This window comes from Streptomyces sp. Xyl84, from assembly GCF_059731885.1.
In genome coordinates this window covers 3,342,071-3,359,115 of record NZ_AP029182.1, presented here as the reverse complement: position 1 = coordinate 3,359,115, position 17,045 = coordinate 3,342,071, and the positions used below count along the sequence as shown (strand labels likewise).

13 protein-coding genes and 1 pseudogene are annotated in these 17,045 nt (G+C 73.0%); 9 read left to right on the top strand and 5 right to left on the bottom strand.

Going from position 1 to position 17,045, the window contains the following annotated elements; genetic code table 11:
* Window positions 1-27 precede the first annotated feature (27 nt).
* From nhaA to AC6I72_RS14455, 3 genes are all read right to left on the bottom strand, one after another.
* The gene (gene nhaA / locus AC6I72_RS14465; protein ID WP_498001185.1) at window positions 28-1,467 is read right to left on the bottom strand and encodes a Na+/H+ antiporter NhaA; all 1,440 of its coding nucleotides are present in this window, start codon (window positions 1,465-1,467) and stop codon (window positions 28-30) included.
* Between the two features lie 260 nt (window positions 1,468-1,727).
* A complete protein-coding gene (acs, locus tag AC6I72_RS14460) occupies window positions 1,728-3,683 on the bottom strand; it encodes an acetate--CoA ligase (protein ID WP_498001184.1) in 1,956 nt (651 codons plus the stop codon).
* Window positions 3,684-3,899: 216 nt separating this feature from the next.
* On the bottom strand, window positions 3,900-6,317 hold the full coding sequence (locus AC6I72_RS14455) for a bifunctional SulP family inorganic anion transporter/carbonic anhydrase (RefSeq protein WP_498001183.1): 2,418 nt from the start codon (window positions 6,315-6,317) through the stop codon (window positions 3,900-3,902).
* 260 nt (window positions 6,318-6,577) lie between these two features.
* On the opposite strand from AC6I72_RS14455, the gene AC6I72_RS14450 reads away from it, so the two are divergent.
* On the top strand, window positions 6,578-7,846 hold the full coding sequence (locus tag AC6I72_RS14450) for a polysaccharide deacetylase family protein (RefSeq protein WP_498001182.1): 1,269 nt from the start codon (window positions 6,578-6,580) through the stop codon (window positions 7,844-7,846).
* A 6-nt stretch (window positions 7,847-7,852) separates the two neighbouring features.
* Here the strand turns inward: AC6I72_RS14450 and AC6I72_RS14445 are convergent, their stop codons facing one another.
* The gene (locus tag AC6I72_RS14445) at window positions 7,853-8,833 is read right to left on the bottom strand and encodes an ATP-binding protein (RefSeq protein WP_498001181.1); all 981 of its coding nucleotides are present in this window, start codon (window positions 8,831-8,833) and stop codon (window positions 7,853-7,855) included.
* Window positions 8,834-8,933: 100 nt separating this feature from the next.
* On the opposite strand from AC6I72_RS14445, the gene AC6I72_RS14440 reads away from it, so the two are divergent.
* Complete coding sequence (locus AC6I72_RS14440; protein WP_498001180.1) at window positions 8,934-9,797, top strand: Fic family protein; 864 nt, start codon at window positions 8,934-8,936, stop codon at window positions 9,795-9,797.
* 464 nt (window positions 9,798-10,261) lie between these two features.
* Here the strand turns inward: AC6I72_RS14440 and AC6I72_RS14435 are convergent, their stop codons facing one another.
* On the bottom strand, window positions 10,262-11,095 hold the full coding sequence (locus AC6I72_RS14435) for an HAD family hydrolase (RefSeq protein WP_498004692.1): 834 nt from the start codon (window positions 11,093-11,095) through the stop codon (window positions 10,262-10,264).
* A 592-nt stretch (window positions 11,096-11,687) separates the two neighbouring features.
* Here AC6I72_RS14435 and ssd point away from each other — a divergent pair.
* The 7 genes and pseudogenes from ssd to AC6I72_RS14400 form a co-directional block, all read left to right on the top strand.
* A complete protein-coding gene (ssd, locus tag AC6I72_RS14430) occupies window positions 11,688-12,791 on the top strand; it encodes a septum site-determining protein Ssd (RefSeq protein WP_498001178.1) in 1,104 nt (367 codons plus the stop codon).
* Complete coding sequence (locus AC6I72_RS14425) at window positions 12,788-14,053, top strand: TadA family conjugal transfer-associated ATPase (protein WP_498001177.1); 1,266 nt, start codon at window positions 12,788-12,790, stop codon at window positions 14,051-14,053. The genes ssd and AC6I72_RS14425 overlap by 4 nt, the downstream gene beginning before the upstream one ends.
* A 5-nt stretch (window positions 14,054-14,058) precedes the next feature.
* Window positions 14,059-14,952, top strand: coding sequence for a type II secretion system F family protein (locus tag AC6I72_RS14420; protein WP_498001176.1), 894 nt, complete (start codon window positions 14,059-14,061; stop codon window positions 14,950-14,952).
* The gene (locus tag AC6I72_RS14415) at window positions 14,949-15,884 is read left to right on the top strand and encodes a type II secretion system F family protein (RefSeq protein ID WP_498001175.1); all 936 of its coding nucleotides are present in this window, start codon (window positions 14,949-14,951) and stop codon (window positions 15,882-15,884) included. Before AC6I72_RS14420 ends, AC6I72_RS14415 begins: the two co-directional genes overlap by 4 nt.
* A gap of 174 nt (window positions 15,885-16,058) precedes the next feature.
* Window positions 16,059-16,259 carry a DUF4244 domain-containing protein gene (locus tag AC6I72_RS14410; protein WP_037850569.1) on the top strand — a complete coding sequence of 67 codons (201 nt, stop codon included), beginning with the start codon at window positions 16,059-16,061 and terminating at the stop codon, window positions 16,257-16,259.
* Window positions 16,260-16,311: 52 nt separating this feature from the next.
* Window positions 16,312-16,686, top strand: a complete 375-nt coding sequence (locus AC6I72_RS14405) for a TadE family type IV pilus minor pilin (RefSeq protein ID WP_498004691.1) — start codon at window positions 16,312-16,314, stop codon at window positions 16,684-16,686.
* A pseudogene (locus tag AC6I72_RS14400) lies at window positions 16,683-17,027 on the top strand (Rv3654c family TadE-like protein); the annotation flags it as partial. The gene AC6I72_RS14405 and the pseudogene AC6I72_RS14400, both read left to right, overlap by 4 nt.
* Window positions 17,028-17,045: the final 18 nt, after the last annotated feature.

The following is a 17,045-nucleotide window of genomic DNA, read 5'->3' as shown; positions in this document are numbered from 1 at the left end:
TCCGGGGTTTTGTACCGTCCCGTCAGATCATGCCGGACTGTCGTTCTGCTCGCCTGCCCCGCCCTCCACTTCCGCAAGCCGCCCTGCCCGTTCGGCCTCTTTGCGGGCGGCGATCCGGCGGTGTTCGACGGCCTTGCGTTCGAGGATGGCCGCCATGCGCAGGTGGTAGGCGGGGTCGTCCTCCTCGTAGACGTCCGGGATGCCGTCGAGGTCGTCGTCGCGCTCCTCGGCCTCGCACATCCTGCGGTATCTGGCGTTGCGGACCTTGAGCAGCACGGTCGCGAGGGTCGCCGCGATGACCGATCCGGTGAGGACGGCGGCCTTGACCTCGTCGGTCAGCGCCGCGTCGCCGGTGAAGGCCAGTTCGCCGATGAGCAGGGAGACGGTGAAGCCGATCCCGGCGAGGGTGGCGAGGGCGAAGACGTCGGCCCAGGCCAGGTCGTCGCTGAGCGAGGCCTTGGTGAACCGGGAGGTGAGCCACGTCCCGCCGAAGATGCCGAGTGTCTTGCCGACGACCAGACCGAGCACGACACCGAGCGTCTCGGGCCGGGTGAACACGTCGGCCAGTGCCCCGCCGGAGACGGAGACGCCCGCGCTGAACAGCGCGAACAGCGGGACGGCCAGCCCGGCCGAGAGCGGCCGTACCAGGTGCTCGATGTGCTCGCCGGGCGAGTGCTCCTCGCCCTCGCGGGTCGTGCAGCGCAGCATCAGGCCCATCGCGACGCCCGCGATGGTGGCGTGCACGCCGCTGTTGTACATCAGCCCCCAGATGACGAGGGCGAGCGGCACGTACACGTACCAGCCGCGCACGCCCTTGCGCAGCAGCAGCCAGAACACGGCCAGGCCTACGAGGGCTCCGGCCAGGGCGGCGAAGTTCAGGCGGTCGGTGAAGAAGACCGCGATGATCAGGATGGCGAACAGGTCGTCGACGACCGCGAGGGTGAGCAGGAAGGCGCGCAGCGCGCTGGGCAGGTTGGTGCCGATGACCGCGAGCACGGCCAGCGCGAAGGCGATGTCGGTGGCGGTCGGCACCGCCCAGCCGCCGAGTGAACCGGCGCCGGTGAGGTTGGTGAGGGCGTACACCGCCGCGGGGGCCGCCATGCCGCACAGCGCGGCGACGACCGGCAGGGCGGCGGCTCTGGGGTCTCTCAGGTCGCCCGCGACCAGTTCTCGCTTGAGTTCGATGCCGGCGACGAAGAAGAAGACCGCGAGGAGCCCGTCGGCGGCCCAGTGCTCGACGGAGAGGTCGAGGCCGAGGGCGGAGGGGCCGAAGCGGAAGTGGCTGAGGCTCTCGTAGCCGGCGCGCAGGGCGGGGATGTTCGCCCAGACGATCGCGGCGATCGCGGCGAGCAGCAGCAGGACACCGCCCACGGTCTCGGTGCGCAGGGCGTCCGCGACGAAGTTCCGCTCCGGCAGGGACAGACGCCCGAGGGCCTTGCGAGCGGCGCGGGAACGGGGGGTGGCCACGGGAACCTCCGGTCGGTGGGCAGAGCTGAGCACATGCCGACCAGACTTCCCGGCGCACCTGATGATCTTGCTGCGTGATTGTCGCTTTGTTTAGTTTACCTAACGTGCGGCGGGAAGGGGCACGAGGTGTACGCCCGGGGACTTCCTCGGGCGTCCGCGGATGACGTGGAACGCGCGAGAGGGTGCCCGGCGTCGCTCGCGCCGGGTGCCCTCTCGCGCTCTTCCCAGTCCTGGAACCGGCCCGGAGGCCGGTCCTCGCGTCAGTCCTCGCTGGGCGCCGCCGGGAGCTTGGTCTGGATGAGGTCCATGACCGTGGAGTCCGTCAGGGTCGTGACGTCTCCGAGCTGCCGGTTCTCCGCGACGTCGCGCAGCAGGCGGCGCATGATCTTGCCGGAGCGGGTCTTCGGCAGCTCGGCCACCGGCAGGATCCGCTTCGGCTTCGCGATCGGGCCGAGCGTGCTGCCCACGTGGTTGCGCAGTTCGCTGACCAGGTCGTCGCTCTCGGCGGCCGTCCCGCGCAGGATGACGAAGGCCACGATCGCCTGTCCGGTCGTCTCGTCCGCCGCGCCGACGACCGCCGCCTCGGCGACCGAGGGGTGGGAGACGAGCGCGGACTCGACCTCGGTGGTGGAGATGTTGTGGCCGGACACCAGCATCACGTCGTCCACGCGGCCGAGCAGCCAGATGTCGCCGTCGTCGTCCTTCTTGGCGCCGTCACCGGCGAAGTAGCGGCCCTCGAAGCGGGACCAGTAGGTGTCGATGAAGCGCTGGTCGTCGCCCCAGATCGTGCGCAGCATCGACGGCCACGGCTCGGTGAGCACCAGGTAGCCACCGCCGCCGTCGGGCACCTCGTTCGCCTCGTCGTCGACGACCGTCGCGCTGATGCCGGGCAGCGGGCGCTGCGCGGAGCCGGGCTTGGCCTCGGTCACACCCGGCAGCGGGGAGATCATGATGCCGCCGGTCTCCGTCTGCCACCAGGTGTCGACGACCGGGGTCCGGTCGCCGCCGATGTTCTTGCGGTACCAGATCCAGGCCTCGGGGTTGATCGGCTCGCCGACCGAGCCGAGCACCCGCAGGGAGGACAGGTCGAACTTCGCGGGGATGTCGTCGCCCCACTTCATGAACGTGCGGATCGCGGTCGGCGCCGTGTACAGGATCGTGACCCCGTACTTCTGCACGATCTCCCAGAACCGGCCCTGGTGCGGTGTGTCGGGCGTGCCCTCGTACATGACCTGCGTACCGCCGTTGGCCAGCGGTCCGTAGACGATGTACGAGTGACCGGTGACCCAGCCGACGTCGGCGGTGCACCAGTACACGTCCGTCTCCGGCTTCAGGTCGAAGACGGCCCAGTGCGTGTACGCGACCTGCGTGAGGTAACCGCCGGACGTGTGCAGGATGCCCTTCGGCTTCCCGGTGGTGCCCGAGGTGTAGAGGATGAACAGCGGGTGCTCGGCCTCGAACGCCTCCGGGGTGTGCTCGGCGGACTGCCGGCCGACCGTCTCGTGCCACCACAGGTCGCGGCTGTCGTCCCAGGCGACCTCCTGGCCGGTGCGGCGGACCACGAGCACGTTGCGGACGTTGTCCACGCGCCCGACCGCCTCGTCGACGGCCGGCTTGAGCGCGGACGGCTTGCCGCGGCGGTAGCCGCCGTCGGCCGTGATCACGACCTTGGCGTCGGCGTCCTGGATCCGGGTGGCGAGCGCGTCCGAGGAGAAACCGCCGAAGACGACGGAGTGCGCCGCACCGATGCGGGCGCAGGCCAGCATCGCGACGGCGGTCTCCGGGATCATCGGCATGTAGATGGCGACCCGGTCGCCCTTCTGGACCCCCAGTTCGAGCAGCGCGTTCGCCGCCCTGGACACCTCGTCCTTGAGTTCGGCGTAGGTGATGGCGCGGCTGTCGCCGGGCTCGCCCTCGAAGTGGATCGCGACGCGGTCCCCGTGCCCGGCCTCGACATGCCGGTCCACGCAGTTGTACGCCACGTTGAGCGTGCCGTCCTTGAACCACTTGGCGAACGGCGGGTTCGACCAGTCCAGGGTCTCGGCCGGCTCCTTGGCCCAGGTCAGCCGGCGGGCCTGCTCGGCCCAGAAGCCGAGCCTGTCAGCCTTGGCCTGTTCGTACGCCTCGGCCGTGACGTTGGCGTTCGCGGCCAGGTCAGCGGGCGGCGCGAAGCGTCGCTCCTCCTTAAGAAGGTTGGCCAGGCTTTCGTTGCTCACGACATCTCCCTTTCCCAGGGTGTCCGTTGTGTCCCAGGCCACAGCTCATCAGACCCGGGGGCCGGATGACAAGGGCCGACGGGTAATTGGTTTAGACCTGTTGCGGAGTGCTTGCGCAGCTCCGGCGTCGGACGACGGGTTGCCGCCCGTGTTCAGCATGGCCCCCGGAGGCGGAGGGGGCCATGCCGGGGGTCATGCGTGTCGTCGGCCGCTCGGTCACCCCTGGCTGGACAGACCCTTCGCCGACGCTGCCCCTTGCGCACCTGTGGTGTCTTCTGTCCTTCCTGCCTCGGAAATCTCTTCGGTCGCTGCGGCCGGCTGCGATGTCGCTGCCCCTACGGGGAGGAACACCTCGCCACCGGTCCCGTCCCCGGCGGTGAGGGTGAGCAGATACGTCTGCGCCTCGGCCGCGTGGACGTACAGGCCGTGCAGCTCCAGCGTGCCGTCGCGCAGGGCCCGGGCCACCGCGTCGTGGGCGCGCAGGTGCTCCAGTTGCTGGACGATGTTGGTGAGGCACAGCCGTTCGACCGGGTCCGCGGGTCTGCGGCCGTCCAGCGAAGGGCCGCCGCCGGTGCCGCCCTCGCCGGCCATCCGCTCCAGGCTGGGGGCCCCGTGCCGCAGCCACCGCCCGAGGGGCGTGCTGCCGCCCCCGAAGCCGGAGCGAGGACTGGTGCCGGTGCCGGTGCCGGTGCCGGTGCCGGAGCCCGAGCCCGAGCCGGGACTGGGGCCGGCGCCCGCGGCGGGCCGGTGGCCCGAGCCGGGGCTGGATCCGGCGTCCGGGCCGGACCGGGGCACCGCTCCGGAGTCGAGAAGGGCCTGCATGGCCCCGCATCCCGAGTGGCCGCACACCGTGATGGAGCGGACCCCGAGCACGTCCACCGCGTACTCGATCCCGGCGGCCACCGAGTCGTCACCTAGCTCCTGCCCGGGGAGCGGCACGAGGTTGCCCACGTTCCGCACGACGAAGAGGCCGCCGGGGCCGCCCGCGGTCGGCACGGACGGGGAGGGACGGGAGTCGGCGCAGGTGATCAGGAGCCGGGCGGCCTGCTCCCCGCTCGGGCCGGGCGGAGGTGCCGGACCGGCCGGCTGGGCGCCGCGGACCGCGCTGCGGCGGCCGGTGAGCCGGACGGAGCCGCCCTGCGCGGTGTGCGTGCGCTGCCAGTCCCGCAGCGACTCGTAGGCCGCGTGGTCCATGAAGGAGCCGTCCCACTCGACGGTGACGTCCGCTCCGTGGGGGACCAGGTGCAGGGTCCGGCTGAGCCGGGGCACCGCGAGGAACGTCAACTGCCCTCGTACGCGTACGTGATGGACTCCCTTCTGCTCGGCGTGGGTGATACGGGTGCGGGTGAGGCGGTGCAGGGCGAGGGCGACGGCCACGGCGACTCCGAGCGCCACCCCCTGCAGGACGCCGAGAGCCACCACGCCGAGGGTGGTGACGGCGTACACCAGCACTTCCCGGTGGCGGGTCACCGTGCGGATGTGGTGCACGGAGACCATCTGGATGCCGACGGCCATCACCAGGGCGGCGAGTGAGGCGAGCGGGATGAACTCCAGGACCGGGACCATCAGGAGCGCGGCGATCACTACGAGAACGCCGTGCAGCATCGTGGAGTTCCGGCTCACGGCGCCCGCGCGGACATTCGCCGAACTCCGCACGGCCACCCCCGCCACCGGAAGGCCGCCGAGTGCCCCGGAGACGACGTTGGCGGCGCCCTGGCCGAGCAGTTCGCGGTCGAGGTCGCAGCGGGCGGGGCGGCCGGCCGGACCCGGGCGGCCGGCCACCAGCTTGTCCACGGCGACGGCGCCGAGCAGCGACTGCACGCTGCACACCAGCGTCGTGCTGAGGACCGCGGCGGCGAGTCCGAGGGCCGGGCCCTCGGGCAGCCCGGCCAGCGCGTGACTGCGCCAGGACGGCAGGTCGACCCGGGGCAGGGCGAGGCCGGTGAGGCACACGGTCGCGGTGGCCCCGGTGACGGCCACGAGCGCGGCGGGCACCGTGCGCAGCAGGCGGCCCGCCCGCCCGGGGAGTCGGGGCCACGACAGCAGCAGGGCGAGGGTCAGCGCGCCCGCGACGAGAGCGGCGGGATCCGGTGCGGCCAACTGGGAGGGCAGCGAGAGCAGGTTCGCGAGCACGGAACTCTGGGGGCTGCCGCCCAGGACGATGTGCAGCTGGGCCACGGCGATGGTGATGCCGATGCCGGCGAGCATGCCGTGCACGACGGCGGGGCTGACGGCGAGTGCGCCGCGGGCCACCCGCAGGCAGCCGAGGGCGAGTTGGGCGAGCCCGGCGAGGACGGTGATGGCACACGTCGTCCGCCAGCCGTAGCGGTGGATGAGGTCGGCGGTGACGACGGTGAGCCCGGCGGCGGGCCCGCTGACCTGCAGCGGGGAGCCGCCCAGACGTCCGGCGACCAGCCCGCCCACGGCCGCGGCCACGAGCCCGGCCTGGAGCGGGGCGCCGGTGGCGAGGGCGATCCCGAGGGAGAGTGGCAGCGCGATCAGGAAGACCGCGACGGCGGCGGAGAGATCGGCCCCCGCGACGTGGAGGCGGCGCCTGGGCGGCGGCGGGCTGTGGGCCGGATGGGAGCGCTCGGTCCGCGCGGAGTCGGTGTGGGTGGGCACGCAGGCTGACATGTCTCTGCTCCTTGTGACGGGAGGCGCGAAATACAACGCTGGGTAAAGCAAAGGTAATGCAACGTAAAGTTCAAGCATGGATATTCTGCGCAAATGGGTCACTGAATCACCTTGACGGGTGAAGTGGTCTTTTCATCGGCTTGTCGTACTAATTCCTTCTCGCTTTCGTGCGACCTTGACGGCGCTGTCGGCACGGCCGGCACAGCACCAGCACACGCCGTCTCGGCGTTGGACGAGAGAAGGAAGAAGGTGGGCGGAACATGGCCGCCAACCAGAGGATCGCCGCGAGCGTCGTCGCCGCCGTGGCCTGTGCCTCGTCGCTCGCCGGTTGTGCGAGCGGCAGCGACGCACCCGAACACGATGCGCACGGCGCACCCGGTGCGCCGAAGCCCGCGCAGGCGCCCGGCAGCGTCGTCCGTCTGATCGGCGACGGGTCGACCTCGTACACCGGAGCCCAGCCCCACCTGCCCAGGCCCCAGCGGCTGAAGGCGGGTGAGAAGCCCCCGCAGTTCGTCGTGTTCTCCTGGGACGGCGCGGGCGAGGACAGCCAGAAGCTGTTCTCGCACTTCCGCAAGGTGGCCAAGGAGAACGACGCGCACATGACGTTCTTCCTCAGCGGTGTGTACATGCTGCCGAAGGAGAAGCGGGACCTGTACCGGCCGCCGCAGCACGCACAGGGCAGTTCGGACATCGGCTTCAACGACGAGCAGGGCATCGCCGACACCGCGCGGCAGGTACGCCTTGCGTGGCTGGAGGGCAACGAGATCGGCACCCACTTCAACGGCCACTTCTGCGGCCCCGACGGCGGGGTCGGCCAGTGGTCGGTCGACGAGTGGAAGAGCGAGATCGACCAGGCCAAGCAGTTCGTGAAGAGCTGGAAGACCACCAGCGGCCTGAAGAACTCCGCCGCACTGCCCTTCGACTACGACAAGGAGCTGATCGGCGCCCGCACACCCTGCCTGGAGGGCCAGAAGAACTTCATGAAGGCGGCGAGCCAGATGGGCTTCCGCTACGACAGCAGCGGCGTCAACAACCAGGTGTGGCCGAAGAAACGCAGCGGTCTGTGGGACCTGTCGATGCAGCTGGTGCCGTTCCCCGGACACACCTTCGAGCAGCTGACCATGGACTACAACTTCATGGTCAACCAGTCGGGCACCCAGACCCAGGGCGACCCGGACAAGTTCGGCTACTGGGGCGACCAGATGCGCGACGGCCTGCTCAAGGGCTTCTACCGGGCCTACGACGGCAACCGCGCGCCGCTGGTCATCGGCAACCACTTCGAGTCGTGGAACGGCGGCACGTACATGCGTGCCGTCGAGGAGGTCGTGAGGGAGGTGTGCAACAAGCCGGAGGTGCGCTGCGTCTCCTTCCACGAACTGGCCGACTGGCTGGACGCCCAGGACCCGCAGACCCTCGCCAAGCTGCGAGGACTGGAGGTCGGCGAAGCCCCCAGGCAGGGCTGGGCGTCCTTCCTGTCCGGCCGCCCGGCCCCGGCGCCCAAGGGAGTGCCCGGGGCGCCCAAGCCGTAGCGGTCGTCAGGCGGAGGCCGTGACGCCCTCGCCCAGCACGAAGCCGGGGTCGACCTGCGCCGCCAGGTCGGCCCCGGTGCGCTCGTTGCCCCAGGAGGCGGCGTTCTTCAGGTGGAAGTGCGCCGTCTGCTGGGTGTAGCGCTCCCAGTCGCGCAGTTCGTAGGTGGCGTCGGCGGCCACCTGGAGGGTGCGCAGGGCGCGGCGGTTGGCGTCCTCCAGGAGGTCGAACCGGGGCGGCCGGCCCTTCTCCATGGCGCGCACCCAGTCGGAGTGCCCGACGGTCACGATCAGGTCGTCCCCGACCTCGGCGCGCAGGAAGTCGAGGTCGTCCGGCCCCTGCACCTTGTTGCCGACGACTCGCAGGACGACGCCGTAGTCGCGGGCGTACTCCTTGTACTGGCGGTAGACGGAGACCCCCTTGCGGGTCGGCTCGGCGACGAGGAACGTGATGTCGAAGCGGGTGAACATGCCGGAGGCGAAGGAGTCCGAACCCGCCGTCATGTCCACCACCACGTACTCGTCGCGGCCGTCCACCAGGTGGTTCAGGTACAGCTCCACCGCACCCGTCTTGGAGTGGTAGCAGGCGACCCCCAGGTCGGCGTCCGTGAAGGGGCCGGTGACCATCAGGCGGACGGTGCCGCCGTCGAGTTCCACCGGACGCGCACAGGCGTCGTAGAGCGGGTTGTTCTCGGCCACGCGCAGCAGCCGCGACCCCTCGCCGGGCGGTGTCGTCTTGATCATCGTCTCGGCGGAGGCGATGCGGGGGTTGCTGCCGCGCAGGTAGTCCTTGATCAGGGGCAGCCGGTCGCCCATGGCCGGCAGCTCGGCCGCGCGGGCCTCCTCCATGCCGAGGGCGGCCCCCAGGTGCTGGTTGATGTCGGCGTCGACCGCGACGACGGGCGCCCCGGTCGCCGCGAGATGGCGGATGAAGAGGGACGACAGGGTGGTCTTGCCGCTGCCGCCCTTCCCGACGAAAGCAATTTTCATGTTCACCAAGCGTAGTGCGGCGATAGCTGTACGTGGCAGCCTCCGTGAAGAAGACCACTCCTTCGGGGAAGTGGCCGCCGGGGTGCGTAGGGTCGTACTCATGAGTACGTCAGGCGCGACAGCCGATCCTTCCCCGGGTTCCCGGGCGGGCTCGAGGCGGGAGGACCCCCTCGCCGCCCTCGCGGTGCTGCCCGGTGTGGCCGAGTCCGTGGAGTCCGTGCGCAAGGCCGTGGACCGGGTCTACGGGCACCGGATCATGCGGCGGCGCAGCAATGCGATCACCTCCGAGGCGGCGCTGCGCGGCGCGCGCGGCTCCGCGGCGCTGTCCGGGGCCGACTGGGCTCTGGAGGAGGTGCGCCGGCGGACCGACTTCAGCGGTGACGACGAGGCGCGCGTGCTCGGCGCGGCACTGCGGCTGTCGGCCGAGGCCGGGCAGTTGCTCTCCATCTGGCGGCAGTCTCCGCTGCGGGTCCTGGCCAGGCTGCACCTGGTGGCCGCGGCCGGCCAGGAGGACACCGTCGGCAGGCCGCGCCAGGAGAGGGAGCGGGTCGACGAGCCGCTCGTCGAACTGCCGCTGCCGGGCGCGGCCGAGGTGTCCGGGCGCCTGGAGGGGCTGTCGGAGCTGATCATCGCGGGCGGTTCCGCGCCCGCCCTGGTGACGGCGGCCGTGGTGCACGGCGAACTCCTCGCCCTGCGCCCCTTCGTCACGCACAACGGCCTGATCGCGCGGACCGCCGAACGCATCGTCCTGGTGGGCAGCGGTCTGGATCCCAAGTCGGTCTGCCCCGCGGAGGTGGGGCACGCCGAACTCGGCAGGGCGGCCTACCTGGCGGCCCTCGACGGGTACGTCTCCGGCACCCCTGAAGGCATGGCGGCCTGGATCCGCCACTGCGCCGAGGCGGTCGGGCTGGGGGCGCGGGAGTCCACGGCGGTGTGCGAGGCGCTGCAGCGCGGGGCGGCCTGAGAAGGGCGGGTCCGGGAAGGGCGGCCTGGGAAGGACGGTGCCCGGGGCCCTCGGAGAGCGGTCGGAGAGGGGGCGGCGGGCCGGTCCGGTACCGGCCGGTCACAGAGATGCGGCGGTACGAGTTCTCGTACCGCCGCTGGCATGAGCACCGAGTTACCAAGCGTCCTCGATATGTCGCCCATCAGGTCGGGGTCTTTGCCCGTCACCTGGTGCGGCTGGCCCGTAATCGACGGGTCGACGTCGCGTGGGTGCCCGGTGTTCATGCTCGGTCCGTGGGGCCGAATGCGTTGTAAAGGTGATCCTTGCGGATATCCTCTGGTCTCGCGGGCCGTTGAGTCCTTTGTACTGCACAGGGGTGACAAGCGGAACCCCCGCCCGCACTTCTTTACTTTTAGGTTCAAACAGGGCCCAACCGGACGGTGAGGCCGGCCCGGAAGGCATTCCCGGTCGGCCGTGGCGACGGCTCAGGAGAGCGTGCCCCGCCGCCGGCTCGTGTACCAGACGAGCCCCGCGGTGGCCGCCGCCGCTCCCACGGCCGCCGCCGCGACCAGGGCCGGCCGGGGCGGCACGGAGAACGCGGGCAGCCGCTGCTTGAGCCGCACCGGCCGGTGGAAGTCCAGAACGGGCCACCCGCGCGCGAGCGCCTCGCGGCGCAGCGCCCGGTCGGGGTTGACGGCGTGCGGATTGCCGACCGACTCCAGCATCGGCACGTCGGTGGCCGAGTCGCTGTACGCGTAGCACCGCGCGAGGTCGTACCCCTCGGAGCGGGCCAGCTCGCGGACCGCCTCCGCCTTCGTCGGCCCGTAGGCGTAGTACTCCACCTCGCCGGTGAAGCAGCCGTCCTCGCCGACCACCATCCGGGTGGCCACGACCCGGTCCGCGCCCAGCAGCTCGCCGATCGGCTCGACCACCTCGGCGCCCGACGTGGAGACGATGACGACGTCGCGCCCGGCCCGGTGGTGCTCCTCGATCAGGGACGCGGCCTCGTCGTAGATGATCGGGTCGATCAGGTCGTGCAGCGTCTCCGCCACGATCTCCTTGACCTGCCGCACGTTCCAGCCGCGGCACAGCGCGGACAGGTACTCGCGCATGCGCTCCATCTGGTCGTGGTCGGCGCCGCCGGCGAGGAAGACGAACTGTGCGTACGCGGTCCGCAAGACCGCCCTGCGGTTGATCAGCCCGCCTTGGTAGAAGGACTTGCTGAAGGTGAGCGTGCTCGACTTCGCAATGACCGTCTTGTCCAGATCAAAGAAGGCCGCTGTGCGGGGCAAGGAGTGGTTTTCCACGACGTCGAGCATAGGGGCGCCCATTCGGCGTAAGCTGGGCGCGTGGGTTTGCCTGAGAGGGCTCTCGGGTACACCATGGAAGTCACGGATCGTTCGCGACCGTGCTAACCCGGTCCGACTCCTCCCCCCCCCCGAGTCGGCCGTGGAGACGACCCCCGCTCTCCCCCCCGGCGGGGGTCGTCGCATGTCCGGATGGGTTTTCCCTCCCTCCGTGCCCCTTGCGGCCGCTGCCGCGCGCAGGACCCAGGTTCCTCCCGACCGACCGATCCACCCCTCGATTCGTGACTCTCTGTAGTTGTAGTGCTGCGCTGCGGAAGTCGCACGGGAACCAGTACAGGGGTCACTGGTTTGGGTGATGGCCATTTTCACAACGGCTGAGTTGTCCACAGATTTCGACCAAGATCCACAACATTTTCCGGTTCGCTGCACCGTGATTCCTGCGCGCACCGCTCGCGGCGGAGTTCATGGCCGGTTCCGTTTGTCGGGCGCGTATGGCCGGTTCCTATCGGCCGCCCATATGGGGCCGCTCGTCGGTTCTCCACATGTACGGGATTCGCGGGCCCGCGGGGGCCGCGCGGAAGATGCAGCGAAGGGGGAACGGCCCATGGCCGGAACTGTCACCCATGATCCGCCGTCCGGCACCGCAGGACGGCAGGGCGGGCCACTGATCGTCACCGAGGACGCCGATCTCCTCGACGACCTGCTGCGGCTGTGCGCGGCGGCGGGCGCCACACCGGAGGTGCACCACGGTGTGCCCGAGCGACGGGGCAGCTGGGAGGCGGCACCGCTGGTGCTGGTCGGCGACGACGCCGCGCAGCGGGTGCGCGGAGCACTGCGCCGACGGGGCGTCGTCCTCGTCGGCCGCGACCAGGACGACTCCGGGGTCTGGCGGCGTGCCGTCGAGATCGGCGCCGACCACGTGCTCGTGCTGCCCGACGGCGAGCAGTGGCTGGTCGACCGGATCGCCGATGTCGCCGAAGGCGTCGGGCGGCCCGCGCTCACCGTGGGCGTCATCGGCGGCCGCGGCGGCGCGGGAGCTTCCACGCTGGCCTGCGCGCTCGCCGTGACCTCCGCGCGGGAGGGCCTTCGCACCCTGCTCGTGGACGCCGACCCGCTGGGCGGCGGACTCGACGTGCTGCTCGGCGGGGAGGCGGCCGAGGGGCTGCGCTGGCCGGCCTTCGCCACCTCGCGCGGCAGGGTGGGCGGTGGCGCGCTTGAGGAGTCACTGCCCGAACTGCACGCGCTGCGCGTGCTCAGCTGGGACCGCGGCGACTGCGTCGCCGTCCCGCCGCAGGCCGTCCGCGCGGTGCTCGCCGCCGCCCGGCGCGGTGGCGGGGCCGTGGTGGTCGACCTGCCCCGCCGGGTCGACGAAGGAGCGGCCGAGGCGCTGGCACAGATCGACATCGGACTGCTCGTGGTCCCCGCCGAACTGCGCGCCGTGGCAGCCGCCGCACGGGTCGCCTCCGCGGCCGGCATGGTCCTGCGCGATCTGCGGGTGGCGGTACGCGGACCGTACGCGCCCGGCCTCGACGACCACGAGGTGGCCCGGCTGCTCGGACTGCCGCTGGTGGGAGAGGTGCCCGTGGAGTCCGCGCTGCGGCGCCCCGGCGAGGGCAGGACACCGCCCGGCGCCGCGGCCCGCGGACCCCTGGCCCGTTTCTGCACGGCCTTCTGGGAGCGGGCGCTGATCGAAGCGGGTGCCGCATGAGGGCGCGGACCGGCCAGCGGTGGCCGGCGGCGGAGCGGGCAGACGCGGCGGGCGGCCCGCGCGTGCAGGAAGCCTCCGGCCGGCCGGTCGTGCCGGCGCAGTTGCTCGACGGCGTGCGCCAGTGGCTGGCGGAGAGCGGCGCCGAGCCGACACCCGCGCGCGTGGCGCAGGCGCTGCGGGAGCAGGGCCGGGTGCTCGGTGACGCGGAGGTGCTCGGAGCGGCCGAGCGGCTGCGCTCCGAGCTGATCGGCAGCGGCCCGCTGGAGCCGCTGCTCTCCGACCCCTCGGTGACCGACGTCCTCGTGTCGGCCCCCGACCAGGTCTGGGTGGACCGCGGAGGCGGTCTGGAGCGGGCCGCTGTCACCTTTCCCGACGCGGCGGCCGTGCGGCGTCTCGCGCAGCGTCTGGCCGCGGTGGCCGGACGACGCCTGGACGACGCCCGGCCCTGGGCCGACGCCCGCCTGCCCGACGGGACCCGGCTGCACGCGGTACTGCCACCGGTCGCCGTCGGCTGCACGTGCCTGTCCCTGCGCGTCGTACGGCCGCGCGCGTTCACGCTCGGCGAACTCGTCGCCGCGGGCACCGTTCCGCCGGGTGGAGAGCACGTGCTGCGGGCGCTCGTCGAGGCGCGGTTGTCCTTCCTCGTCAGCGGCGGCACCGGCAGCGGGAAGACCACGCTGCTCAGTGCTCTGCTGGGGCTCGTCGGACCGGGTGAGCGCATCGTGCTCGCCGAGGACTCGGCGGAGCTGCGCCCCGACCATCCGCATGTCGTCCGTCTGGAGACCCGGCCCGCCAACCAGGAGGGAGCGGGCCTGGTCACCCTCGAGGACCTGGTGCGGCAGGCGCTGCGGATGCGGCCGGACCGGCTGGTGGTGGGCGAGGTCCGCGGCGCGGAGGTGGTCCACCTGCTCGCCGCGCTGAACACGGGTCACGAAGGCGGGTGCGGCACCGTGCACGCCAACGCAGCGGCGGATGTCCCCGCCAGGCTGGAGGCCCTGGGCACCACCGCCGGACTGGACCGGGCGGCGCTGCACAGCCAGTTGGCCGCCGCGCTGTCGGTGGTGGTGCACCTGGTCCGAGACCGCACGGGGCGGCGGCGCATCGCCGAGGTGCGGGTGCTGGAGCGGGACGCGAGCGGGTGGGTGCGCACGGTCCCGGCGCTGCGCTGGGGCGCGCAGGCGTTCGTGGAGGAACGGGGGTGGGAGCGGCTGCGGGAACTGCTTCGCCCGGCGGACACGGAGAGCGGGGCGAGGACGCGGTGAGCGGGATGCACGAATGGGCCCTCGGACCAACGGCGTTCACCCAGCCGGTGTTCGCCGCGGCGGCCCTGGCGTGCGCACTGGCCGCCGCCCGGCTGCGGGGCGGGTGGCACTCCGGTGCCCGCCGGGCACGCCTGCTGCTCGCGGGCGGCGGCGCGGTGGACACCGGCCCTCCGACGGGGGCGCGGGTCCTCGGTGAACTGGTCCGGTTGCGCGCGCGGGTGCCGGTCGAGTGGTGGGCGCTGGCCGCCGGGCTGCTGCTGGCGGTGCTGGGCACCTCGGTGCTGCCGGTCGTCGCGGGGGCGGCCGGGGTGCCGGTCCTGCGCCGGACCAGACTGGCCCGGGCCGCGCGCCGGGCCCGGGAGGGGCGGGTGGACGCGGTGATCGCCCTGTGCGGGGCGCTCGCCGGTGAGGTGCGCGCCGGGCGGCAGCCGGGCCAGGCGCTGCTGTGTGCCGCGCGTGACTCGGGTGGCTTCGGGGACGCCCAGGCGGCCGTGCTGGCGGCGGCGCGGTTCGGCGGGGACGTCCCGGGCGCGCTCGCCGCCGCGGCCAGGGAACCGGGAGCCGAGGGCCTGCGGGGGCTCGCCGCCTGCTGGCGGGTGGCCGTGGACCAGGGCGCGGGCCTCGCGGCCGGGCTCGACCGGCTGGAAGGAGCACTGCGCGCGGACCGGGACCAGCGCGCCGACCTGCGGGCCCAGTTGGCGGGCGCGCGGGCCACGGCGTTGATGCTCGCCGCGCTGCCCGCCCTCGGACTCCTGCTCGGCACGGCCATGGGCGCCGGCCCGCTGCACGTGCTGCTGCACACCGGAGCGGGCCTGGGCTGCCTGGCCGTGGGCGGTGCGCTGGAAGCCGTGGGGCTGTGGTGGGCCCTGGGGATCGTGCGGCGGGCGGAGGCGGCATGAGCACGGACGTTGTCCACAGGCTGGGGATGCTCCTGGGGGCGGCCGCACTTCTCGCGCTGGTGGCGCGGCGGCTGCGGGCGGCGCGCCGGGAGCGGCGTCTACGGCGGCGTACGGCCGCCCTGCTGGCGAGGGAGGCCGTGCCCGGCGCGGAGCCCGCCGGTGTCCGGCATCTCCCGTCGCAGGTACGGGTGCAGGCCCGGCCGCAGACACAGAGGCAAGGGCACACGCGGGCACTGGTGCAGGCCCGGCCGCAGACACAGAGGCAAGGGCACACGCGGGCACTGGTGCGGGCCCGGTCGCGGGAGCGGGTGCCGGTCCCGGATGCCGTACGGCGATGGCTTCCCGCGGTGGGGATCGCGGGCGCCGGGTGGGTGCTGCTCGGCGGGTTCGCGGGCGCCACGGCCGGACTGGTCTGCGCGGCCGGGCTGTTGCGGTGGCGGGACCGGGCCCTGAAGCGGTCCGGAACCGAGCACGACACGGTCGAAGCCGCCCGGCAACTGCCGCTCGCCGCAGATCTGCTGGCCGCCTGCCTGGCGTCCGGCGCGGGCCCGGTGATCGCGGCCCAGGCGGTGGGGGAGGCCCTGGGCGGGCCGGTCGGGGAAGCGCTGGCCCGGGGAGCGGCGGAGGTACGGCTGGGCGGCGCGCCTGCCGACGCCTGGCTCGGTCTGGCCTCCACCCCGGGCGCTCAGGCCCTGGCGCGGTTGCTGGAACGGGCGGGTGAGACCGGGCTTCCCGCCGCCGGACCCGCCGCCCGGCTGGCCGCCGACGTCCGGGCCGACCGCGGGCGCGCGGCCACCGCCCGGGCGCGACGGGCCGCGGTGCTCGTCACCGCACCGGTGGGGCTGTGCTTCCTGCCCGCCTTCGTCGCGGTCGGCGTGCTGCCCGTGGTGATCGGCCTGGCGGGCGGGGTGTGGAGAGGCGGTGGTGGCTGACGGCACATGGAGCGCCCGCGTCAAGAACGGGCGACGAGCGACCGGCCGACCGACGGAACGTCATCGGCCGGCCGACGAGACGGGCTTCGGCCGGCCGACGGCACGACCTCGGGCGGCCGGCGCGACGACATCGGACGACAACTGACAACGGAACGAGACCTCACGGGGGTTGAGATGAACACGAAGGTGCGGGCACGGCTGCGTGCCCTGGCGGACCGCATGCGCAAGGACGCCGGAATGGTCACTTCCGAGTACGCCATGGGCATCATCGCGGCGGTGGCGTTCGCCGTGCTGCTCTACGAGGTGGTGACGAGCGGGCAGGTCAAGACGGAACTGCAGAACATCGTGAAACGAGCCCTCAGTGCGCGGATGTGAGCGGCGCGCCGGACGCGGCGGCGACCGGGGGTTCGTGACGGCGGAGGCCGCCATGGTCCTGCCCGTGCTGGTGCTGGTGGTGACCGCGCTGGTGTGGGGGCTGCTCGTCATGGTCGCCCAGATCCAGTGCGTGGACGCCGCCCGGGTGGGTGCCCGGGCGGCCGCCCGCCAGGACCCGGAGACGGCGGTCGTCCGGGCGGCGCGTGAGACGGCACCGCACGGAGCGAAGGTCACCGTGTCCCGGCAGGGGGAACGGGTCCATGTGGTCGTCACCGCCGCGCCACCGGGGCTGGGCCTGCTGCCCTTCACCCTGCGGGAGGAGGCCGTGGCCGAGGCGGAGGAGACGGCGGGGCCTGGGACTGGGCCTGGGCCTGGGCTTGCGGCTGCGGGGGCGGGGACGGCGCCGAGAGGGGAGGTGGGGCCGTGAAACGCCGCTTCTCCGGGGGCGACCGCGGTTCCGCCACCGTCTGGAGCGTCGGGGCCGTCGCCCTGCTGTGTGTGGTGTTCGGCGTCGGGCTCGCGCTGGGGCAGGCCGTGGTCGTCCGGCACCGTGCGGCCGGGGCGGCCGACCTCGCGGCGCTGGCCGCCGCGGGCCACTGGGCGGAGGGCGGTGCCGCGGCCTGCGCCCGCGCGGACCGGGTGGCACGGGCCCAGCACGCCCGCCTCGTCCGGTGCGTCGTCACCGGTGCCGTCTCGGACGTCACGGCCGCCGCGGGAGGCGGACCGTTCGCGGCCCGGTCCCGGGCGAGGGCGGGTCCCCCGGGGCCCGCGGACACCGGCTCCGGC